We start from the raw sequence: 15418 nt of genomic DNA, 5'->3' as shown, positions 1-15418 counted from the left end.
TATCTTGATCAGAACAAGGCCGCGGCCTTGCTTATCGCTATCCATACGCCGATCAGGAACGGAATGCCTACCAGTGCCCAGGCGACGAAACCGACGGCGCCAAAGCCGCCGCGGGCGGCGTCCTGTGCACGTGCGGACACCGAAACGGCTTCGTGCTGCAGCGATTTTTCGCGTTCCAGTTCCTGCTCGCTCATCAACGCGGTTTCCTTCACCGGTTTGATCAGCAGGTTGCAGATCATGCCCACCAGCAGCAGAACGGCAAGGATATAGAGCGTGCGATCGTAAACGAGGTTCTTTGCAACTCCCGCATCCAGCTGCGCCTGGCGCACGGCGGCAATCAGGAAGGGCCCGGCGACGCCGGCCACCGACCATGCGGTGAGCAGGCGGCCGTGGATGGCGCCAACCATCTGCGTGCCGAAGATGTCCGACAGGTACGCCGGCACCGTGGCAAAACCACCGCCGTACATCGACAGGATCACGCATACCGCCAGCACGAACAGGGCGGCCATACCCATGTGGCCCAGTGTCGGCAGCAGGCAATAAAGCACGATGCCCAGCGCGAAGAAGATGAAGTACGTCTTCTTGCGACCGATGAAGTCGGAGGTCGACGCCCAGAAGATGCGCCCCAGGCTGTTGAACAGGCTGATCAGGCCGACGAGGCCGGCGGCGGATGCCGCGATGGCGGCCTTCTGTGCCGTGCTCAACACCACGGACGAATCCAGTCCCAGCAGTCGACCGCCAAACACGTCCTGGAACATGGGGCTGGCCATGGACAGCACGCCGATGCCGGCGGTGACGTTCATGCACAGCACCATCCAGATCAGCCAGAACTGCGGCGTTTTCCACGCGCGGCTGAGGTGCACGTGACGATGCGTGATCAGCTTGTTGGTCGACTCGCTCGGCGTCCAGCCCAACGGGCGCCAGCCGGAAGGTGGTACGCGGAAGCCGAACGCGCCCGCCATCATCGCCATGAGATAAATGGCGCCCATGCAGATCAGCGTGGACGACACGCCCGGTACGCCGCCGCTGGAGAACTTCTGCATCAGCGCCACGGCAATTGGAGCGCCGATCATGGCGCCGCCGCCGTAACCCATGATGGCGAAGCCGGTCGCCAGTCCTCGCCGGTCGGGGAACCATTTGATCAGCGTGGATACGGGCGTGATGTAGCCCAGCCCTTGTCCGATGCCGCCGAGTACGCCCGCCCCCAGGTAGACCAGCCACAACTGGTGCATCGACACACCGATGCCACCGACCACCAGGCCGCCGCCCCAGCACAACGCGGCCACGAAGCCGGCTTTGCGCGGTCCCGCGTGTTCCAGCCACTTGCCCCAGATGGCGGCCGAAATGCCGAGCACGGCGATGAAGGTTTCGAAGATGTGGTTCACCGCCGGCACGGTCCAGTTGCAGGCCGTGGTGAACAGCTGGGCGAGAAAGCCCAGGTTGGCGCAGGCGGCCGGATCGGCTTCCGACAACAGCTTGGTCATCGGCAGCCAGAACACGGAAAAGCCATAGGCCATGCCGATGCTCAGGTGGATCGCCAACGCCGCTGGCGGCACCAGCCAGCGGTTGAAGCGCGGCCCGGCAATCGTTCGTTCCCGGGACAGCACGGACGGCGCGTCATCGCGCGCCGAAGTCAGGACGTCTGCATCACCTACCATGAGCATCTCCCCCTTGATGGTTGCCGGGCTCCCCAGCCCGTATCACGCGCGATCTTTGAACTGCCACGGAGGCTGCGCCAGCCGACCATGGTCGAACGCCCTGCACTGAAACCGCACTATGCCCAATTGGCACTCACGGTGTTGCTGCGGCGCAACGGATTGTGACAACGGAAACGTCCAAAGCCCTTGCATGCCGCCGCGCTCACACGGAGCATGCGAAGACATACGCCATTGCGCCACGACCCAGGCCACGCTTTCGCATGATCGGTTATGACGACGCCCTGATCGGACTGCTGCGGCACGCCAGGCCGCTCGATGCCGTGGCCTGTGCAACAGCCGGCGCGCTGGGCAAGGTGCTGGCGAGTGATGTGGTGAGCCCGATGGACCTGCCGTCGTTCGATCACTCCGCCATGGATGGCTATGCATTGCATGCCGCGGGCGCACTGGCTGCCGGTTCCGAACACGTGGTGCAAGGCTCGCAGGCCGCGGGCGATACGGCGAGGGCATCGGAAGGCGTGGCGTGGGAGATCATGACCGGCGCGCGACTCCCCGACGGTCTCGATACCGTGGTGCCGGTGGAACGCACCGAACTGCTTGAGCGACACGCGGATGGTTCGCCCGCGCGCATCCGCCTGCTCGATGTGCTGCCGCCGAAAGCGAACGTACGTTATGCCGGGAGCGACGTGGCCAAGGGCGCGGTGACCATCAAGGCCGGTACGCGCATCGAACCCAGCCACATCATGCTGCTGGCCGCGCTTGGGGTGGCCTCGGTCGCGGTCGTTCGCGCACCGCGCGTGGCCATCATCTGCACGGGCAAGGAATTGCAGGCCGACCCCACGCAAGCGCTGGGTGATGGTCAGATCTACGGCTCAAACGGACCCTATCTCGTGGCCGCTTTCGCCGGGCTGGGCGCGCACGTGCTCGCCTGCGAAACGGTGGACGACACCAGCGGCACCTTCGTAGCGGCGGTGAATCGTGCACGCGCTGTGGGCGCGGATCTGATCGTCAGCACGGGTGCCGTGTCCATGGGACGTTACGACTTCGTCCCGGATGCACTGGCGCAGCTGGGCGCGCGCGTGCTGTTCCACAAGGTGGCCATTCGCCCCGGCAAGCCGCAGCTGGCGGCCGTGCTTGGCGATGCCCTGGTTTTCGCGTTGCCCGGCACGCCGATGGCGGTGGCCGTGGGCTTGCGCTTTTTCATTGCGCCGGTGCTGCGCGCCATGCACGGCGAGCAACCGGAGCGCACGATGCAGGCCGTGCTGGATACGCCGCAGCAACTGAAAGGCGGCCTGCTGCATTTCCTGCGGGCCAGCGTGGCGCAGGGTGAGGACGGCCGCCTTCATGCGCAGGTGCTCGCGCAACAGCAGCCGTTTCGCATACAGCCGTTCGCGCAAGCGAATGCATGGGTGATGCTGCAGGGTAGTGAACAAAGCGTTGATGCTGGCAAGCCGGTTCGCATTGCCAGCCTGCAGCCAGGGACGCCGCCGGGCGTCGGTACGTATCCAACGGGAGCGTGATCATGAAATTGCAGATCGAAGGCCAAAGCCTGCGCGTACGCGTCAACGAAGACGAACTGGCCGTGTTGCTCGGCGAACGTCCCGTGGTGGGTCGCACGCGTTTCACCCTGCAGATGTCGCTGTCGTGCACGCTGCAAGCCGTGCCCAGTAACGCGGCCCGGTTCGACGGGCAGCCGGACGCCTGGACCATCGACTTGCCGCTGGACGACGTGCGCGCCCATGCCGCCCGCCTGCCCACCCGCGAAGGCCTGTCGTTCCAGCTGGAAAGCGGGGAGGGCGCGCCGCTGGAATTGCGGTTCGACGTGGACGTGCGCGACAGCGTGAAACACCGCTACCCGGACAAACACCGTCTTTGACACGGCTTGGGCTACTCTCCGGCACATCTGCCAAACACCGCCAGAGGAGCAATGGGATGATCCGTCGGCTGCTGCAAGGTTTGCTGGTACTGGGTGCGGTGTGGACGTCGGTGACGACGGCTGCGCCCGCAGACAATCACATCACCGTCGCCGCCGCGGCGGATCTTCACCAGGCGCTCGACGACGTGGTGGCGGCTTATCGCCACGATCATCCCGACAGCCGCATCGACGTGGTGTACGGCTCGTCCGGCAACCTGCTCACGCAGATCGAGCAGGGCGCGCCGTTCGAACTGTTCTTTTCGGCGGACAGCGGCTACCCGCAGCAACTGGTCGATCACGGCAAGGCGGGTGGAACGCCGGTGCCGTACGCGCTCGGGCACCTGGTGATGTGGAGCGCGAGCATCGACATGAAAGGCGTGCAGGTGGCGGATCTCGCGCAGCCGAAGTTTGGTCGCATCGCCATCGCCAATCCTCAGCACGCGCCATATGGCAAGCGGGCCGAACAGGCGTTGCGCGCCGCTGGCATCTGGGATCAGGTGCAATCGCGACTGGTGTTTGGTGACAACATCAGCCAGACCGCGCAGTTCGCACAAAGCGGCAACGCGCAGGTAGGTCTGGTGGCCGAATCGCTGGTGGTGAACTCGACGGTAAAGGGCTCGTTCGTGCCGGTGCCGCCGTCGCTCTATGAGCCGCTGAAGCAGAGCTTCGTGCTCACGCAACGCGGCAAGGACAACGCTCTCGCCCAGGATTTCGCCAGCTACGTGCAGGGCGCGCAGGGCAAGGCGATTCTTTCGCGCTACGGGTTCAACCTGCCCGACGACACGGCGCACTGAGCCACGTTCATGGGGCTGCTGACCCAGGCGGACATGGAAGCGTTGGGCCTGACGTTGCGGCTCGCGACCACGGTCACCTTGCTGTTGCTGGGGCTGGGACTGCCGCTGGCCTGGTGGCTGGCGCACACGCGCTCGCGCTGGCGTCGGCCGTTGGCCGCCGTGGTCGCATTGCCGCTGGTATAGCCGCCCACCGTGCTGGGTTTCTACCTGCTGATGCTGTTGGGACCTAACGGTATGGTGGGGCGAGCCTTGGCGGCGATGGGGTGGGCCGCGTTGCCGTTCACCTTCAAAGGATTGGTGGTGGCGTCGATGCTGTATTCGCTGCCATTCGTGGTGCAGCCGTTGCACAACGCGTTCGAAGCCGTGGGACGTCGACCGCTGGAAGTGGCCGCCTGTTTGGGCGCCGGCCCGCTGGATCGCTTCTTCACCGTTGCGCTTCCGCTTGCTTTGCCGGGCGTGGTCACGGCAGCCGTGCTCGGCTTTGCCCACACGGTGGGCGAATTCGGCGTGGTGCTGATGATTGGCGGCAACATACCCGGGCAGACGCGCGTGCTGTCGATGCGCATCTACGATCACGTGCAGGCCGGCGAATACCATCAGGCCAACGTGTTGTCGCTCTGCCTGTTGGCCGTGTCGTTTGCGGCGTTGCTCGCCATGTCGCTGTTGCGCACGCGCAGGCCGGCACGTGACTGAGGCGGCGCATGGACTGCACGCCAGGCTTGGCTGGCGCCGCGGGGCACTGGCGTTTGACGTCGACCTGACGCTGCCTGCGCAGGGCATCACCGCCTTGTTCGGCCCCTCGGGCGCAGGCAAGACCAGTTGCCTGCGGGCCATTGCCGGCCTGGAACGCGATGCGGTCGGCCGGGTGAATTTCGGGCAGGCCGTGTGGCAGGACACCGAGCGTCGCGTCTTCATACCGCCGCATCGCCGGCGCATCGGCTACGTGTTCCAGGAGCCTGGCCTGTTCACGCACCGCACTGTCGCGGGCAATCTGGATTTCGGCTTTCGACGCGCGGGGCGCCCGGCGCACCTGGATCGCGATGGACTGGTCGAACGCTTTGGCCTGAACGCTTTGTTGGATCGTCGTGTCGATACGCTGTCCGGCGGCGAGCGCCAGCGCGTATCCATGGTTCGCGCGTTGCTTTCCGATCCCGCGTTGTTGCTGTTCGACGAGCCCCTGTCCGCGCTGGACGGCACGGCGCGCACGGATCTGCTGGGTTGCCTGGAGTCACTGCACGCTTCGCTGCGCGTGCCGATGATCTATGTAAGCCACAACGTGGAAGAAGTGGCTCGTCTCGCCGATCACCTGGTGCTGATGGATGCCGGACACGTCGTCGCGCAGGGCAGCTTGCAGGACACCCTGATACGGCTGGATCTTCCGCCGACGCTGGGTGAGGCCGTGGGGGCGGTCATCGAAGGGCAGGTGGTGGATTACGACGCGCACGACCAGCTTATCCAGCTGGCTTTCCCGGGAGGAAAGCTGTGGCTGCCTTATCGTCACGAGCAGGTGGGGCAACGCCTGCGGTGCCGCATCGGTGCGCGCGACGTGGTGGTGGCCCGGGTACCCCAGGTAGGCACCAGTGCGCTCAATCAGCTGCCTTGCCGGATCGTCGCGGTGGCCGACGCGGACCATCCTTCCCAGGTGCTCGTGCAACTGGATGCGGGCGGCAGTCTGCTGTTGGCACGCATCACCCGCCGCTCCTGGCATGCGCTGGGCCTGGCGCCCGGCAGCGATGCCTGGGCCCAGGTAAAAGCCGTTGCGCTGGGCATCTGACCATGGCGATATGCTGTGGCAGCTGGATTCCTTTCCCGGCACGATGGACACCATGAGCGAACTGATCAGCGTCAGCCAGGCCGAAGCCCTGATTGCCGAGCACATGCCCTCGTTCGGCAGCGGGCAAGTGTCGCTGGACGATGCCGTCGGCCGCGTGCTCCGGCAATCCGTGCATGCCGAACACGATCACCCGCCGTTTGATCGCGTGATGATGGATGGCATTGCCGTGCGCTGGTCGGAAGCGATGCCGCGACGACTTCGCGTGGCCGGTTCGCAAATGGCCGGCATGCGTCGACAGTCGCTTGCCGATGCCGACGCATGCCTCGAAGTCACCACGGGCGCCATGCTGCCTGATGGATGCGACTGCGTGATTCCCGTCGAGCAGCTGCGGCGCGATGGCGATGTCTACCTCCTGCGGGATGATTGCCGCCCGATGGCCGGCCAGTTCATCCATCGACGCGGTTCCGACTGCACCCAGGGAACGCTGCTGCTTTCCTCCGGCATGCGCCTGGGGCCGGCGGAAATGGCCTTGCTCGCGGCGAATGGCGTGGCGAAGGTGGAGGTGGCCAATACGCCGTCGATGGCCATCGTTTCTACCGGCGACGAGCTGGTGGAGGTTGATGCCCCTCTTGGCGAAGGCCAGATTCGCCGCTCCAACGACACCGCCGTGCGTGCCGCGTTGCGCCTGCATGGATTCGACCGGGTGGTGATGGAGCACATTGCCGACGACGAAGCCGAGACGCGCGTGCGCATTGCCGAGCTGCTGGAGCGGCACGATGTGCTCGTGCTCTCCGGTGGTGTGTCGATGGGTCAGCGTGACTACGTGCCCGAGGCACTGGCCGCGCAAGGCGTACGCAAAGTGCTGCATCGCATTGCTCAGAAGCCCGGCAAGCCGATGTGGTTCGGCCTTGGCCCGCGAGGGCAGGTGGTGTTCGCGCTGCCGGGCAACCCTGTCTCGGCACTGGTTTGCGCCACGCGCTACGCGCTTCCGGCTTTGAGGGCAGCGCAGGGCGAGTCGGCGATTTCGCCCGAAACTGTATGTCTCGACGGCGAGGTCGACCTCAATCCGATGCTGGTGAGCTTTGTTCCAGCTCACGTGAAAACCGACGACCAGGGCCGGTTGATGGCCACTCCGGTACCGTCGAAAACGTCCGGTGACTTTTCCTCGCTGCCGCGCACGCAAGGCTTCGTACAGCTGCCGCCGGGCACGGGCAAGGCGCCCAGCGGTACGGTGGCAACGTTCTGGCGGTGGTGACATGAACGTGTTGGATTCCATCAACGAGGCAACCGCACGGCCGATCGATCAGCTGGGCAGGCCGTTGCACGATCTGCGCATCTCGGTCATGGATCGCTGCAATTTCCGTTGCCCGTATTGCATGCCCGAATCCACCTACGGCGAACACTTCACCTTCTTGCGCAACGACGAACGCCTGGACTTCGACGAGATCGAACGCCTGTGTCGCCTTGCGGCGACGCAAGGCGTAAGCAAGCTGCGTTTGACGGGCGGCGAGCCGTTGCTTCGTCCACACCTGGACGAACTGGTCGCTCGACTGCGTCGGCTGGATGGCATTACCGATCTTGCCCTGACCACAAACGGTTTGTTGCTGGCGCGTCATGCCGACGCTCTACGTGATGCGGGCCTTGATCGCGTCACCGTCAGCCTGGACACGCTGGACCCCGCGCTGTTCCATCGCATGAGCGGTGGTCGCGGTGCACTCGATGACGTGCTGGCCGGCATCGATGCAGCGCGGGCTGCCGGTTTTCCCCATGGCGTGAAACTCAACACTGTCGTGCAGCGCGGCGTGAACGATCACACGGTGATCGACCTGGTCGAACGTTTTCGCGGCACGGGCACGGTGGTGCGCTTCATCGAATACATGGACGTGGGCAATCGCAACGACTGGCACCGCGAATCGGTCGTGCCTTCGGCCGAGCTGGTGCAACGCATCCATGCGCGCTGGCCGCTGCATGCGCTGCCCGCCAAATACGCCGGCGAGGTGGCCACGCGATACCGCTTCGACGACGGCGCCGGCGAAATCGGCATGATCTCGTCCATCAGCCAGCCGTTCTGCGGCGGCTGCACGCGGGCGCGGCTGTCCTCCGAAGGCATGCTTTATACCTGCCTGTTCGCCACCCAGGGCACCGACCTGCGTGCCTTGCTGCGCAACGGTGCCGGCGACGAGATGCTGGTCCGCCGCCTGCGCGAGGTCTGGCTGAAACGCCACGACCGCTACAGCGAGGAACGGGCCGAGCACCATGGCAAGGCGCCACGCAAGATCGAGATGCATTACATCGGTGGCTGAATCCGGCAGGCCGCGGCAGCGCCGTAGACGGTTTCTTAATTCTCCAGGCCCGCCACAGGCTGATAATCCCCTTGACCGACGTTCCGGAGTTTTTCGTGACCGCTCACCCCACCCAGCTTTCCCACGTCGACGACCAGCAGCAACCACGCATGGTCGATGTGGGCGCCAAGGCGGAAACCCGCCGCACGGCACGTGCACGCGCCCGGGTGACGTTTCCGGTCGACGTTGCGCAACGTCTTCATGAAGCCGGCTATGTCACTCCCAAGGGTGCCGTGCTGACGGTGGCGCACATTGCCGGTGTCATGGGCGCCAAGGCCACGTCGCAATTGATTCCGCTTTGCCATCCCCTGGCCATCGACAAGTGCGATATCGCCATTCGGATGGAAGGCGTGGACGCATTCATCGATTGCACCGTGTCGTGCAGTGGACGCACCGGCGTGGAAATGGAAGCGCTTACCGGCGCCAGCGTGGCGGCTCTCACCATCTACGACATGTGCAAGGCGATGTCGCACGACATCGTGATCGGCGAGATCCGCCTGCTCGCCAAGTCGGGCGGCAAGCACGACTTCGATGCCACGGAGGCCGCATGAGCAACACCGTGGCTCCCTTGTATGGATTGTTGCTGAGTGGCGGTGCCAGTCAACGCATGCGGCAGGACAAGGCGGCGCTGGCCTATCGCGGCGAGCCTCAGCTGCTGCGGGCATGGCGCTTGCTGGAAGCGGTCACCGAACGCGCATTCGTATCCGTGCGCGACAGCCAGAGCGCCGACCCGCTGCGCGCCGGTCTTCCGCAGATCGTGGATAGCTACGATGCCATCGGCCCCGTCGCTGGCATTCTCTCGGCGCAGGATCGTTTTCCCGATGCGGCATGGCTGGTGATCGCCTGCGATCTGCCCTTGCTCGACCGGGACACGCTTCACCACTTGATCGACGCGCGCGATCCACGGGCGACCGCCACGGCTTTCGCCAGCAACCACGACGGCTTGCCCGAACCGCTTTGCGCCATCTGGGAGCCGGCCAGCCATGCGCTGCTGCACCAAAGGTACGTCGATGGCAGCTATTGCCCGCGCAAGGCGTTGATCCAATCGAACGCGAAACTGTTGCCCGCGGCGGGAGATGCGCTGGACAACGTCAACACACCCGAGGAGCGGGACGCGATGCAGCAACGGCTGGAGTCGATGGCATGACCGTGGTGAACCTTCAGTACTACGCGCAATTGCGTGAGCAGGCCGGCGTCAATGGTGAACAGGTGACCACTGATGCTACGTCGCTGCGCGGTCTTTACGATGAATTGCGCGTCCGCCGCGGCTTCTCGTTGGTGGCCGACGCGTTGAAGGTGGCCGTGAATGCCGAATTCAGCAGCTGGGATCGTCCACTGCGCGAAGGTGACACCATCGTTTTCATTCCACCGGTGGCAGGCGGATGAGCCGTTTCGAACTTTCCAGCGTTGAGGTCGATATCGCACGTCAGCGCGATCAGCTCCGTCATCCGCAAAGTGGCGGGTATTGCGCGTTCGAAGGCTGGGTGCGCAACAGCAACGAAGGGAAAGAAGTGGATGGCCTTTCCTACGAGGCCTATGCGGATCTCGCCGTGGCGGAAGGCGAGCGCATTGTTGCCGAGGCCATGGCGCGCTATGGCGTGAGCGATGCGCGCTGTGTCCACCGCACCGGCGATCTGAAGATTGGCGACATGGCGGTGTGGGTCGGCGCTTCAGCGCCCCACCGCGACGAAGCCTTTCGCGCGTGCCGATACATCATCGACGAGATCAAGCATCGCCTGCCGATCTGGAAGAAGGAACACTACGTCACCGGTGAATCGGACTGGGTGGCGTGCACGCATGTGTATCGCGAACACGAGCACGAAGGTCACGACCATCATCATCACGATCACGCCGCGCCGTTCGTGCCCGACTATTCGAGACAGATCCGCCTTCGCGAAGTGGGCGAAGCAGGCCAGGCGAAACTGGCGGCCTCGCGTGTGCTGGTGATTGGTGCCGGCGGCCTGGGTTGCCCGGTGATCAGCTATCTCGCCGGTGCGGGTATCGGCACGCTCGGCATCGTCGATGGCGACCGGCTCGACGCCAGCAACCTGCATCGCCAGGTCATGTACGACGCACGCGACATCGGCGAATACAAGGCCGAACTTGCAGCGCGTCGCGTAGCCGCGCTCAACCCGGCAGTGAATGTGCAGGTCTGGAAGCAACCGCTGACTGCCCGCGATGCCGTCGACGTGTTTCGCCAGTTCGACCTGGTGGTCGAATGCACGGACGACATGCGCAGCCGTTACCTCAGCAGCGACGCGTCCGTGCTCAGCAGCACGCCGCTCATCCTTGCCAGCATCTATCAATACGAAGGGCAGATGCAGTTCGTGGCGGCCAGGCCGGGCACGCCATGCCTGCGTTGCCTGTGGCCGCAGGAACCGTCGCCCGAATCCGTGGGCAGCTGTGCACTTTCTGGCGTGCTGGGGCCGGTACCCGGCGTGCTGGGCGCCATGCAGGCCACGGAAGCGCTGAAGTATCTGCTTGGCTTGCCGCAGCCGCGTGCGGGCGCGTTGTCGCTGGTGAACCTGATCGATCTTTCCGTCCAGCACCTGGCGATCGACGCGACGCAAGGCTGCGAGGTGCACGGTGGTTGCGTCGAGGTGGCGCGACGCGCGCTTGATCGGCTCAGCGGCGAGGACGACATCGACCTCGTCTTCGATCGACTGGACGATGCGGTGGTTGCCGGCTTCCAGCTGATCGACATACGCGAGGCTGAAGAACTGGCTTGCGATCCACTGCCGCTCGCGGGAGCGATGCACGTGCCTTCCGCGCAAGTGGTGCAGCGGGCGGACGAACTACAGGAAGGGCGTTGGTTGCTGGTGTGCGCCAGCGGGCGTCGCAGTGGCCATGCGGCGCGGCTGTTACGCGACGAGGGCGTGCCCCAGGTGTATTCGTTGGCTGGCGGGCTCAATGCATTGCGCGTTGCTGGATGAAAACAGCGCGGTGCAAGCCGCGCCAATGCGCAAACGCCAGAAACGAAAAAGCCCGCATCGCTGCGGGCTTCTTCTATAATTGGTGCCCAGGAGAGGACTCGAACCTCCACGGTTTTACCCGCTAGTACCTGAAACTAGTGCGTCTACCAATTCCGCCACCTGGGCAGGTGTCACGCTTCGCTAAGTGGTCTGCGTGAGCCGCGTAGATTAGGCATGTGTTGGTAGGTTGTCAACTATTCTTCACAAAATTTATTCCGGATCTCGTCTCCTCCGATCCGGATGCCCCATAAAACCAAGAAAAGGCAAGGATGTGAGCAAGAAAAAAGAACCGCGCCATCAGCAGGAAGCCAAGCGGGGCCCCAAGCCGCCGAAGAAGGGCGACGCCCGGCTTAAGCGATCGGCGGTCGATCCCTCTCGTGCACCCGTGGGCACGGTGGACGACCCGCATGCCGAGCGCGAGGCGCAGCGGTATGAGCGACCCATTCCCAGCCGTGAGGCCATTCTCGCCCTGCTGGAAGAACGCGGCGAACTGCTCACCGAGGCGCGCATCGCCGAGTCGCTGTCCCTGTTCGACGAATACGAACTCAATGCACTGCGCAAGCGCCTGGGCGCGATGGTGCGCGACGGCCAGCTGTTGTTGGGGCGCCGAGGCGGCTATGCGCCGGCGAACAAGCTGGACCTGATCCAGGGCGTGGTGCTGGCCAACGCCGAGGGATACGGCTTCCTGCGCCCCGATGGCGGCGGCGACGATCTCTATCTCTCGCCGCAGCAGATGCGCACCGTATTGCATGGCGATCGCGTGCTTGCCAGCGTGGTCGGCATCGATCGTCGCGGCCGCAAGCAGGGCGCGATTGTCGAAGTGCTGCAGCGCCGTTCGCCGCGACTGGTGGGTCGCGTGGTGATCGAGAACGGCGTCACCCTGGTGGCGCCGGACGATCGCCGCGTGCACCAGGACGTGATGATCGTGCCCGGCCAGACCATGGACGCCCGTTCCGGCCAGATCGTGGTGGCCGAGATCACCGATCCGCCGACCGCGCACCGTGGCCCGATGGGCGCTATTCGCGCGGTATTGGGCGAACGCCTGCAGCCGTCGTTGCTGGTGGAAATGGCCATTGCCAGCCACGACCTGCCGCATGAGTGGCCGGCCGCGGTGATGCGCGACGCCGCGCAGGTGGAACCGCAGGTGACGGCCGCCGAGCGCGAGGGCAGGGTGGACCTGCGTTCGCTGCCGCTGGTGACCATCGACGGCGCCGATGCGCGCGATTTCGACGATGCGGTCTATGCCGAACCCAAGCGCGGTGGCGGTTATCGCCTGGTGGTCGCCATCGCTGACGTGTCGCACTACGTAAAGGTCGGCTCGGCGCTGGACAAGGAAGCGTACGAGCGCAGCACGTCGACGTATTTCCCGGGCTTCGTGGTACCGATGTTGCCGGAGACGCTGTCCAACGGCATCTGTTCGCTGAACCCCAAGGTCGAACGTTTGTGCATGGTGTGCGACATGACGGTGAACGCGGAGGGCGAAGTCACGCGCTCCAAGTTCTACAACGCCGTGATGCGCTCGCATGCGCGCCTTACGTATGACCTCGTGTGGCAGGTCGTTGGTCTCAACGACCCCGACGCCAGGCATCAGGTGGCTGACGTGCTGCCGCAGCTGGAACACCTGCATGGCCTGTACAAGTTGATGGCCGCGCAGCGCAAGCGTCGCGGCGCCATCGATTTCGAGACGCCGGAAGTGAAGTTCCGCCTCGACCAGCGTGGCGAAGTGGAGTCCGCAGGCGCCACCGAACGCAACGATGCGCACAAGCTGATCGAGGAATGCATGATTGCCGCCAACGTGCAGGCGGCCTTGTTCCTGGAAAAGAAAAAGATTCCGGCCCTGTTCCGCGCGCACGAGCCGCCGCCGGCCGAGAAGTACGAAGACCTCCAGCAGTTCCTGCGCGAGTTCAAGCTGCGCATGCCGCCGGTGGAGGAAGTGACACCCGGCGATTACGCCGACATCCTGCGCCTGGTGCACGACCGGCCCGAACGCGAGCTGGTGCAGTCGGTGCTGCTGCGTTCGCAGAGCATGGCGGCCTATCAGCCCGACAATCGCGGCCACTTCGGTCTGGCGCTGGAAGCGTACGCGCACTTCACCTCGCCGATCCGTCGCTATCCGGATCTGCTGGTGCATCGCGCGATTCGCTACGCCATCGGTGGCGGCAAGCCATCGGCGTATAGCTATACGCCCACCGAAATGGCCGCGATGGCGGTGCATTGCTCGCAGCGCGAGCGTCGTGCGGAAGAGGCAGAGCGCGACGTGGACGAGCGGTTCAAGTGCGCGTGGATGTCCAAGCACGTGGGCAGCGAATTCGAAGGCACGGTGACCGGCGTCACTTCCTTCGGCCTGTTCGTTGAATTGAACGAGTCGAAGGTGTCGGGGCTGGTGCACATCAGCCAGTTGTCCAACGACTACTACCACTTCGACCCGGTGCGCCACCTGTTGAAGGGCGAGCGCAGCGGCATGCAGTTCCGCCTTGGCGATCACGTGCGCATCCAGGTGCTTCGCGCGAGCCTGGAAGACCGCAAGATCGACTTCCGCCTGGTGTCGCCGCGCAAGGAGGGGTTCACCCCGCCGCGCAGCGAACGGCGCTACGACTACGCAGCCGCTGGCGAACGTTACTCGCTGCCCAAGGGCAACAAGGAACGCACCAGGCAAGCGGAACGGCCTGCGGAGCGCGATAATGCTGCCCCCTCGCTGTCCCTGCCGCCGCTGCCACCCGTGGGGCGCAAGGCGGTAGCGCAGGACAAGCCGATGGTCGCCAGTCCGTTCTCCAAGGCCAAGGCGGCGGCGAAGGGCGCACTGGCCAAGGTGAAGGATGTCGCCAAGGGCAAGAAGAAGGCGGCAGACAAAGCTGCTGGCGCAAAGATCAAGAAAGCTGGAAAGAACAAGGGCAAGAAATGAGTGACAGTTGGATCGTCGGGATCAACCCGGTTGAAGGCGCCCTGAGCAACGACGCCACGCGCGTGCGCGAAGTGCTGGTCGAAAACGGCCAGCGCAATGCGCGCGTGCATGAGCTGGCCGAGCGCGCCAAGGCCTTGAACATTCCCGTACACCACCGCCCGCGCGAGCAACTGGATCGCGTGTCCGGCGAAGCCAGGCATCAGGGCGTGGTCGCGCGCTATGAAGCGCCGCCGATGGGTTCGGAAAACGACATCGAACGCCTGCTCAACGAGGCCGGCCAGGATGCGCTGGTATTGGTGCTCGATGGCGTTACCGATCCGCACAACCTTGGCGCCTGCCTGCGCAGTTCGGCGGCAGCCAAGGTCACCATGGTCATCGTGCCCAAGGACCGCGCCGTGGGCCTGACGCCGGTGGTGCGTCGCGCGTCGGCCGGCGGGGCGGACCGCGTGCCGCTGATTGCTGCAACCAATCTCGCACGTGCCTTGCGCACGCTGAAGGATGCGGGCGTGTGGATTACCGGCCTGGCCGGCGATACGGACACTTCGCTTTACTCCATCGACATGCGCGGACCAGTAGCCCTGGTGCTGGGCAGCGAAGGCGAGGGCATGCGTCGACTGACGCGTGAAACCTGCGATTTCGTGGCCAAGATCCCGATGCCGGGCGTCATGGAAAGTCTGAACGTGTCCGTCGCGACGGGCATCGTGCTGTTCGAGGCATTGCGGCAAAGGAGTGAGAAGCGATGACGTTCCTATGGCATGACTGGGCGGGCTATATCGGCGTGGTGCTGGTACTGCTGGCGTTCCTGCTGTTGCAGGCCCACAAGCTGCACGGCAACGGACTGCTGTATCAGCTGATGAATGTGCTGGGCGCGCTGGGCGTGGTGTTGTCGCTGGTGTTTGGCGTGGCGATGAACTGGCCGGCGTTCTTCATGCAGGTGGCATGGATCGTCATTGGCGTGTACGGCATCGTGCATTCGGCGCGTGCGCGCCGCGAAGCGCGGGAGCTGGGCAGCAAGATCACGTCCTGACAGGTCGTTCAGGCGGCATCCGTAGAATGGTGTGACT

At 64.7% G+C, this 15418-nt stretch carries 16 protein-coding genes and 1 tRNA gene; 15 read left to right on the top strand and 2 right to left on the bottom strand.

The features are described 5' to 3' along the window. Positions 1–8 precede the first annotated feature (8 nt). On the bottom strand, positions 9–1658 hold the full coding sequence (locus DK366_RS07775) for an OFA family MFS transporter (protein WP_109124974.1): 1650 nt from the start codon (positions 1656–1658) through the stop codon (positions 9–11). Between the two features lie 260 nt (positions 1659–1918). Here DK366_RS07775 and glp point away from each other — a divergent pair, with 260 nt between their 5' ends. The 12 genes from glp (at position 1919) to DK366_RS07720 (ending at position 11413) form a co-directional block, all read left to right on the top strand. Then, a complete protein-coding gene (gene glp, locus DK366_RS07770; RefSeq protein WP_109124973.1) occupies positions 1919–3175 on the top strand; it encodes a gephyrin-like molybdotransferase Glp in 1257 nt (418 codons plus the stop codon). 2 nt (positions 3176–3177) lie between these two features. Beyond that, a complete protein-coding gene (locus DK366_RS07765) occupies positions 3178–3531 on the top strand; it encodes a hypothetical protein (RefSeq protein ID WP_109124972.1) in 354 nt (117 codons plus the stop codon). A gap of 56 nt (positions 3532–3587) precedes the next feature. After that, complete coding sequence (gene modA, locus DK366_RS07760) at positions 3588–4364, top strand: molybdate ABC transporter substrate-binding protein (RefSeq protein ID WP_109124971.1); 777 nt, start codon at positions 3588–3590, stop codon at positions 4362–4364. 9 nt (positions 4365–4373) lie between these two features. Beyond that, complete coding sequence (locus DK366_RS21535; protein ID WP_232820961.1) at positions 4374–4547, top strand: hypothetical protein; 174 nt, start codon at positions 4374–4376, stop codon at positions 4545–4547. A 9-nt stretch (positions 4548–4556) separates the two neighbouring features. Beyond that, positions 4557–5057 (top strand): ABC transporter permease subunit, encoded by a 501-nt coding sequence (locus tag DK366_RS07755; protein WP_232820960.1) that lies wholly within the window; start codon positions 4557–4559, stop codon positions 5055–5057. Continuing rightward, positions 5050–6138: a molybdenum ABC transporter ATP-binding protein gene (modC, locus tag DK366_RS07750; protein ID WP_198651468.1), complete on the top strand. Its 1089-nt coding sequence runs from the start codon at positions 5050–5052 to the stop codon at positions 6136–6138. Before DK366_RS07755 ends, modC begins: the two co-directional genes overlap by 8 nt. 52 nt (positions 6139–6190) lie before the next feature. Then, a complete protein-coding gene (locus DK366_RS07745) occupies positions 6191–7393 on the top strand; it encodes a molybdopterin molybdotransferase MoeA (protein WP_198651467.1) in 1203 nt (400 codons plus the stop codon). A gap of 1 nt (position 7394) precedes the next feature. Further along, the gene (gene moaA, locus DK366_RS07740) at positions 7395–8441 is read left to right on the top strand and encodes a GTP 3',8-cyclase MoaA (RefSeq protein ID WP_109124970.1); all 1047 of its coding nucleotides are present in this window, start codon (positions 7395–7397) and stop codon (positions 8439–8441) included. A gap of 95 nt (positions 8442–8536) precedes the next feature. Further along, positions 8537–9031 carry a cyclic pyranopterin monophosphate synthase MoaC gene (gene moaC, locus DK366_RS07735; protein WP_255412565.1) on the top strand — a complete coding sequence of 165 codons (495 nt, stop codon included), beginning with the start codon at positions 8537–8539 and terminating at the stop codon, positions 9029–9031. Beyond that, positions 9028–9627, top strand: a complete 600-nt coding sequence (locus tag DK366_RS07730) for an NTP transferase domain-containing protein (protein ID WP_109124969.1) — start codon at positions 9028–9030, stop codon at positions 9625–9627. Before moaC ends, DK366_RS07730 begins: the two co-directional genes overlap by 4 nt. After that, positions 9624–9866 (top strand): MoaD/ThiS family protein, encoded by a 243-nt coding sequence (locus tag DK366_RS07725; RefSeq protein WP_109124968.1) that lies wholly within the window; start codon positions 9624–9626, stop codon positions 9864–9866. Before DK366_RS07730 ends, DK366_RS07725 begins: the two co-directional genes overlap by 4 nt. Then, the gene (locus DK366_RS07720) at positions 9863–11413 is read left to right on the top strand and encodes a ThiF family adenylyltransferase (protein ID WP_109124967.1); all 1551 of its coding nucleotides are present in this window, start codon (positions 9863–9865) and stop codon (positions 11411–11413) included. The genes DK366_RS07725 and DK366_RS07720 overlap by 4 nt, the downstream gene beginning before the upstream one ends. Before the next feature lie 80 nt (positions 11414–11493). On the opposite strand, the gene DK366_RS07715 is transcribed toward DK366_RS07720, so the two are convergent. After that, positions 11494–11578, bottom strand: a tRNA-Leu gene (locus DK366_RS07715). Positions 11579–11846: 268 nt separating this feature from the next. Here DK366_RS07715 and rnr point away from each other — a divergent pair. From rnr to DK366_RS07700, 3 genes are read left to right on the top strand one after another with little or no spacing between them, the layout of a single operon-like run. Next, the gene (gene rnr / locus DK366_RS07710) at positions 11847–14354 is read left to right on the top strand and encodes a ribonuclease R (protein WP_109125101.1); all 2508 of its coding nucleotides are present in this window, start codon (positions 11847–11849) and stop codon (positions 14352–14354) included. Beyond that, on the top strand, positions 14351–15097 hold the full coding sequence (gene rlmB / locus DK366_RS07705; protein WP_109124966.1) for a 23S rRNA (guanosine(2251)-2'-O)-methyltransferase RlmB: 747 nt from the start codon (positions 14351–14353) through the stop codon (positions 15095–15097). The genes rnr and rlmB overlap by 4 nt, the downstream gene beginning before the upstream one ends. After that, complete coding sequence (locus tag DK366_RS07700) at positions 15094–15381, top strand: hypothetical protein (RefSeq protein ID WP_109124965.1); 288 nt, start codon at positions 15094–15096, stop codon at positions 15379–15381. Before rlmB ends, DK366_RS07700 begins: the two co-directional genes overlap by 4 nt. Positions 15382–15418 lie beyond the last annotated feature (37 nt).

It is taken from the genome of Dyella sp. C11 (genome assembly GCF_003121485.1).
Lineage (GTDB): Bacteria > Pseudomonadota > Gammaproteobacteria > Xanthomonadales > Rhodanobacteraceae > Dyella.
This window is presented reverse-complemented; position numbering and strand designations above follow the sequence as displayed.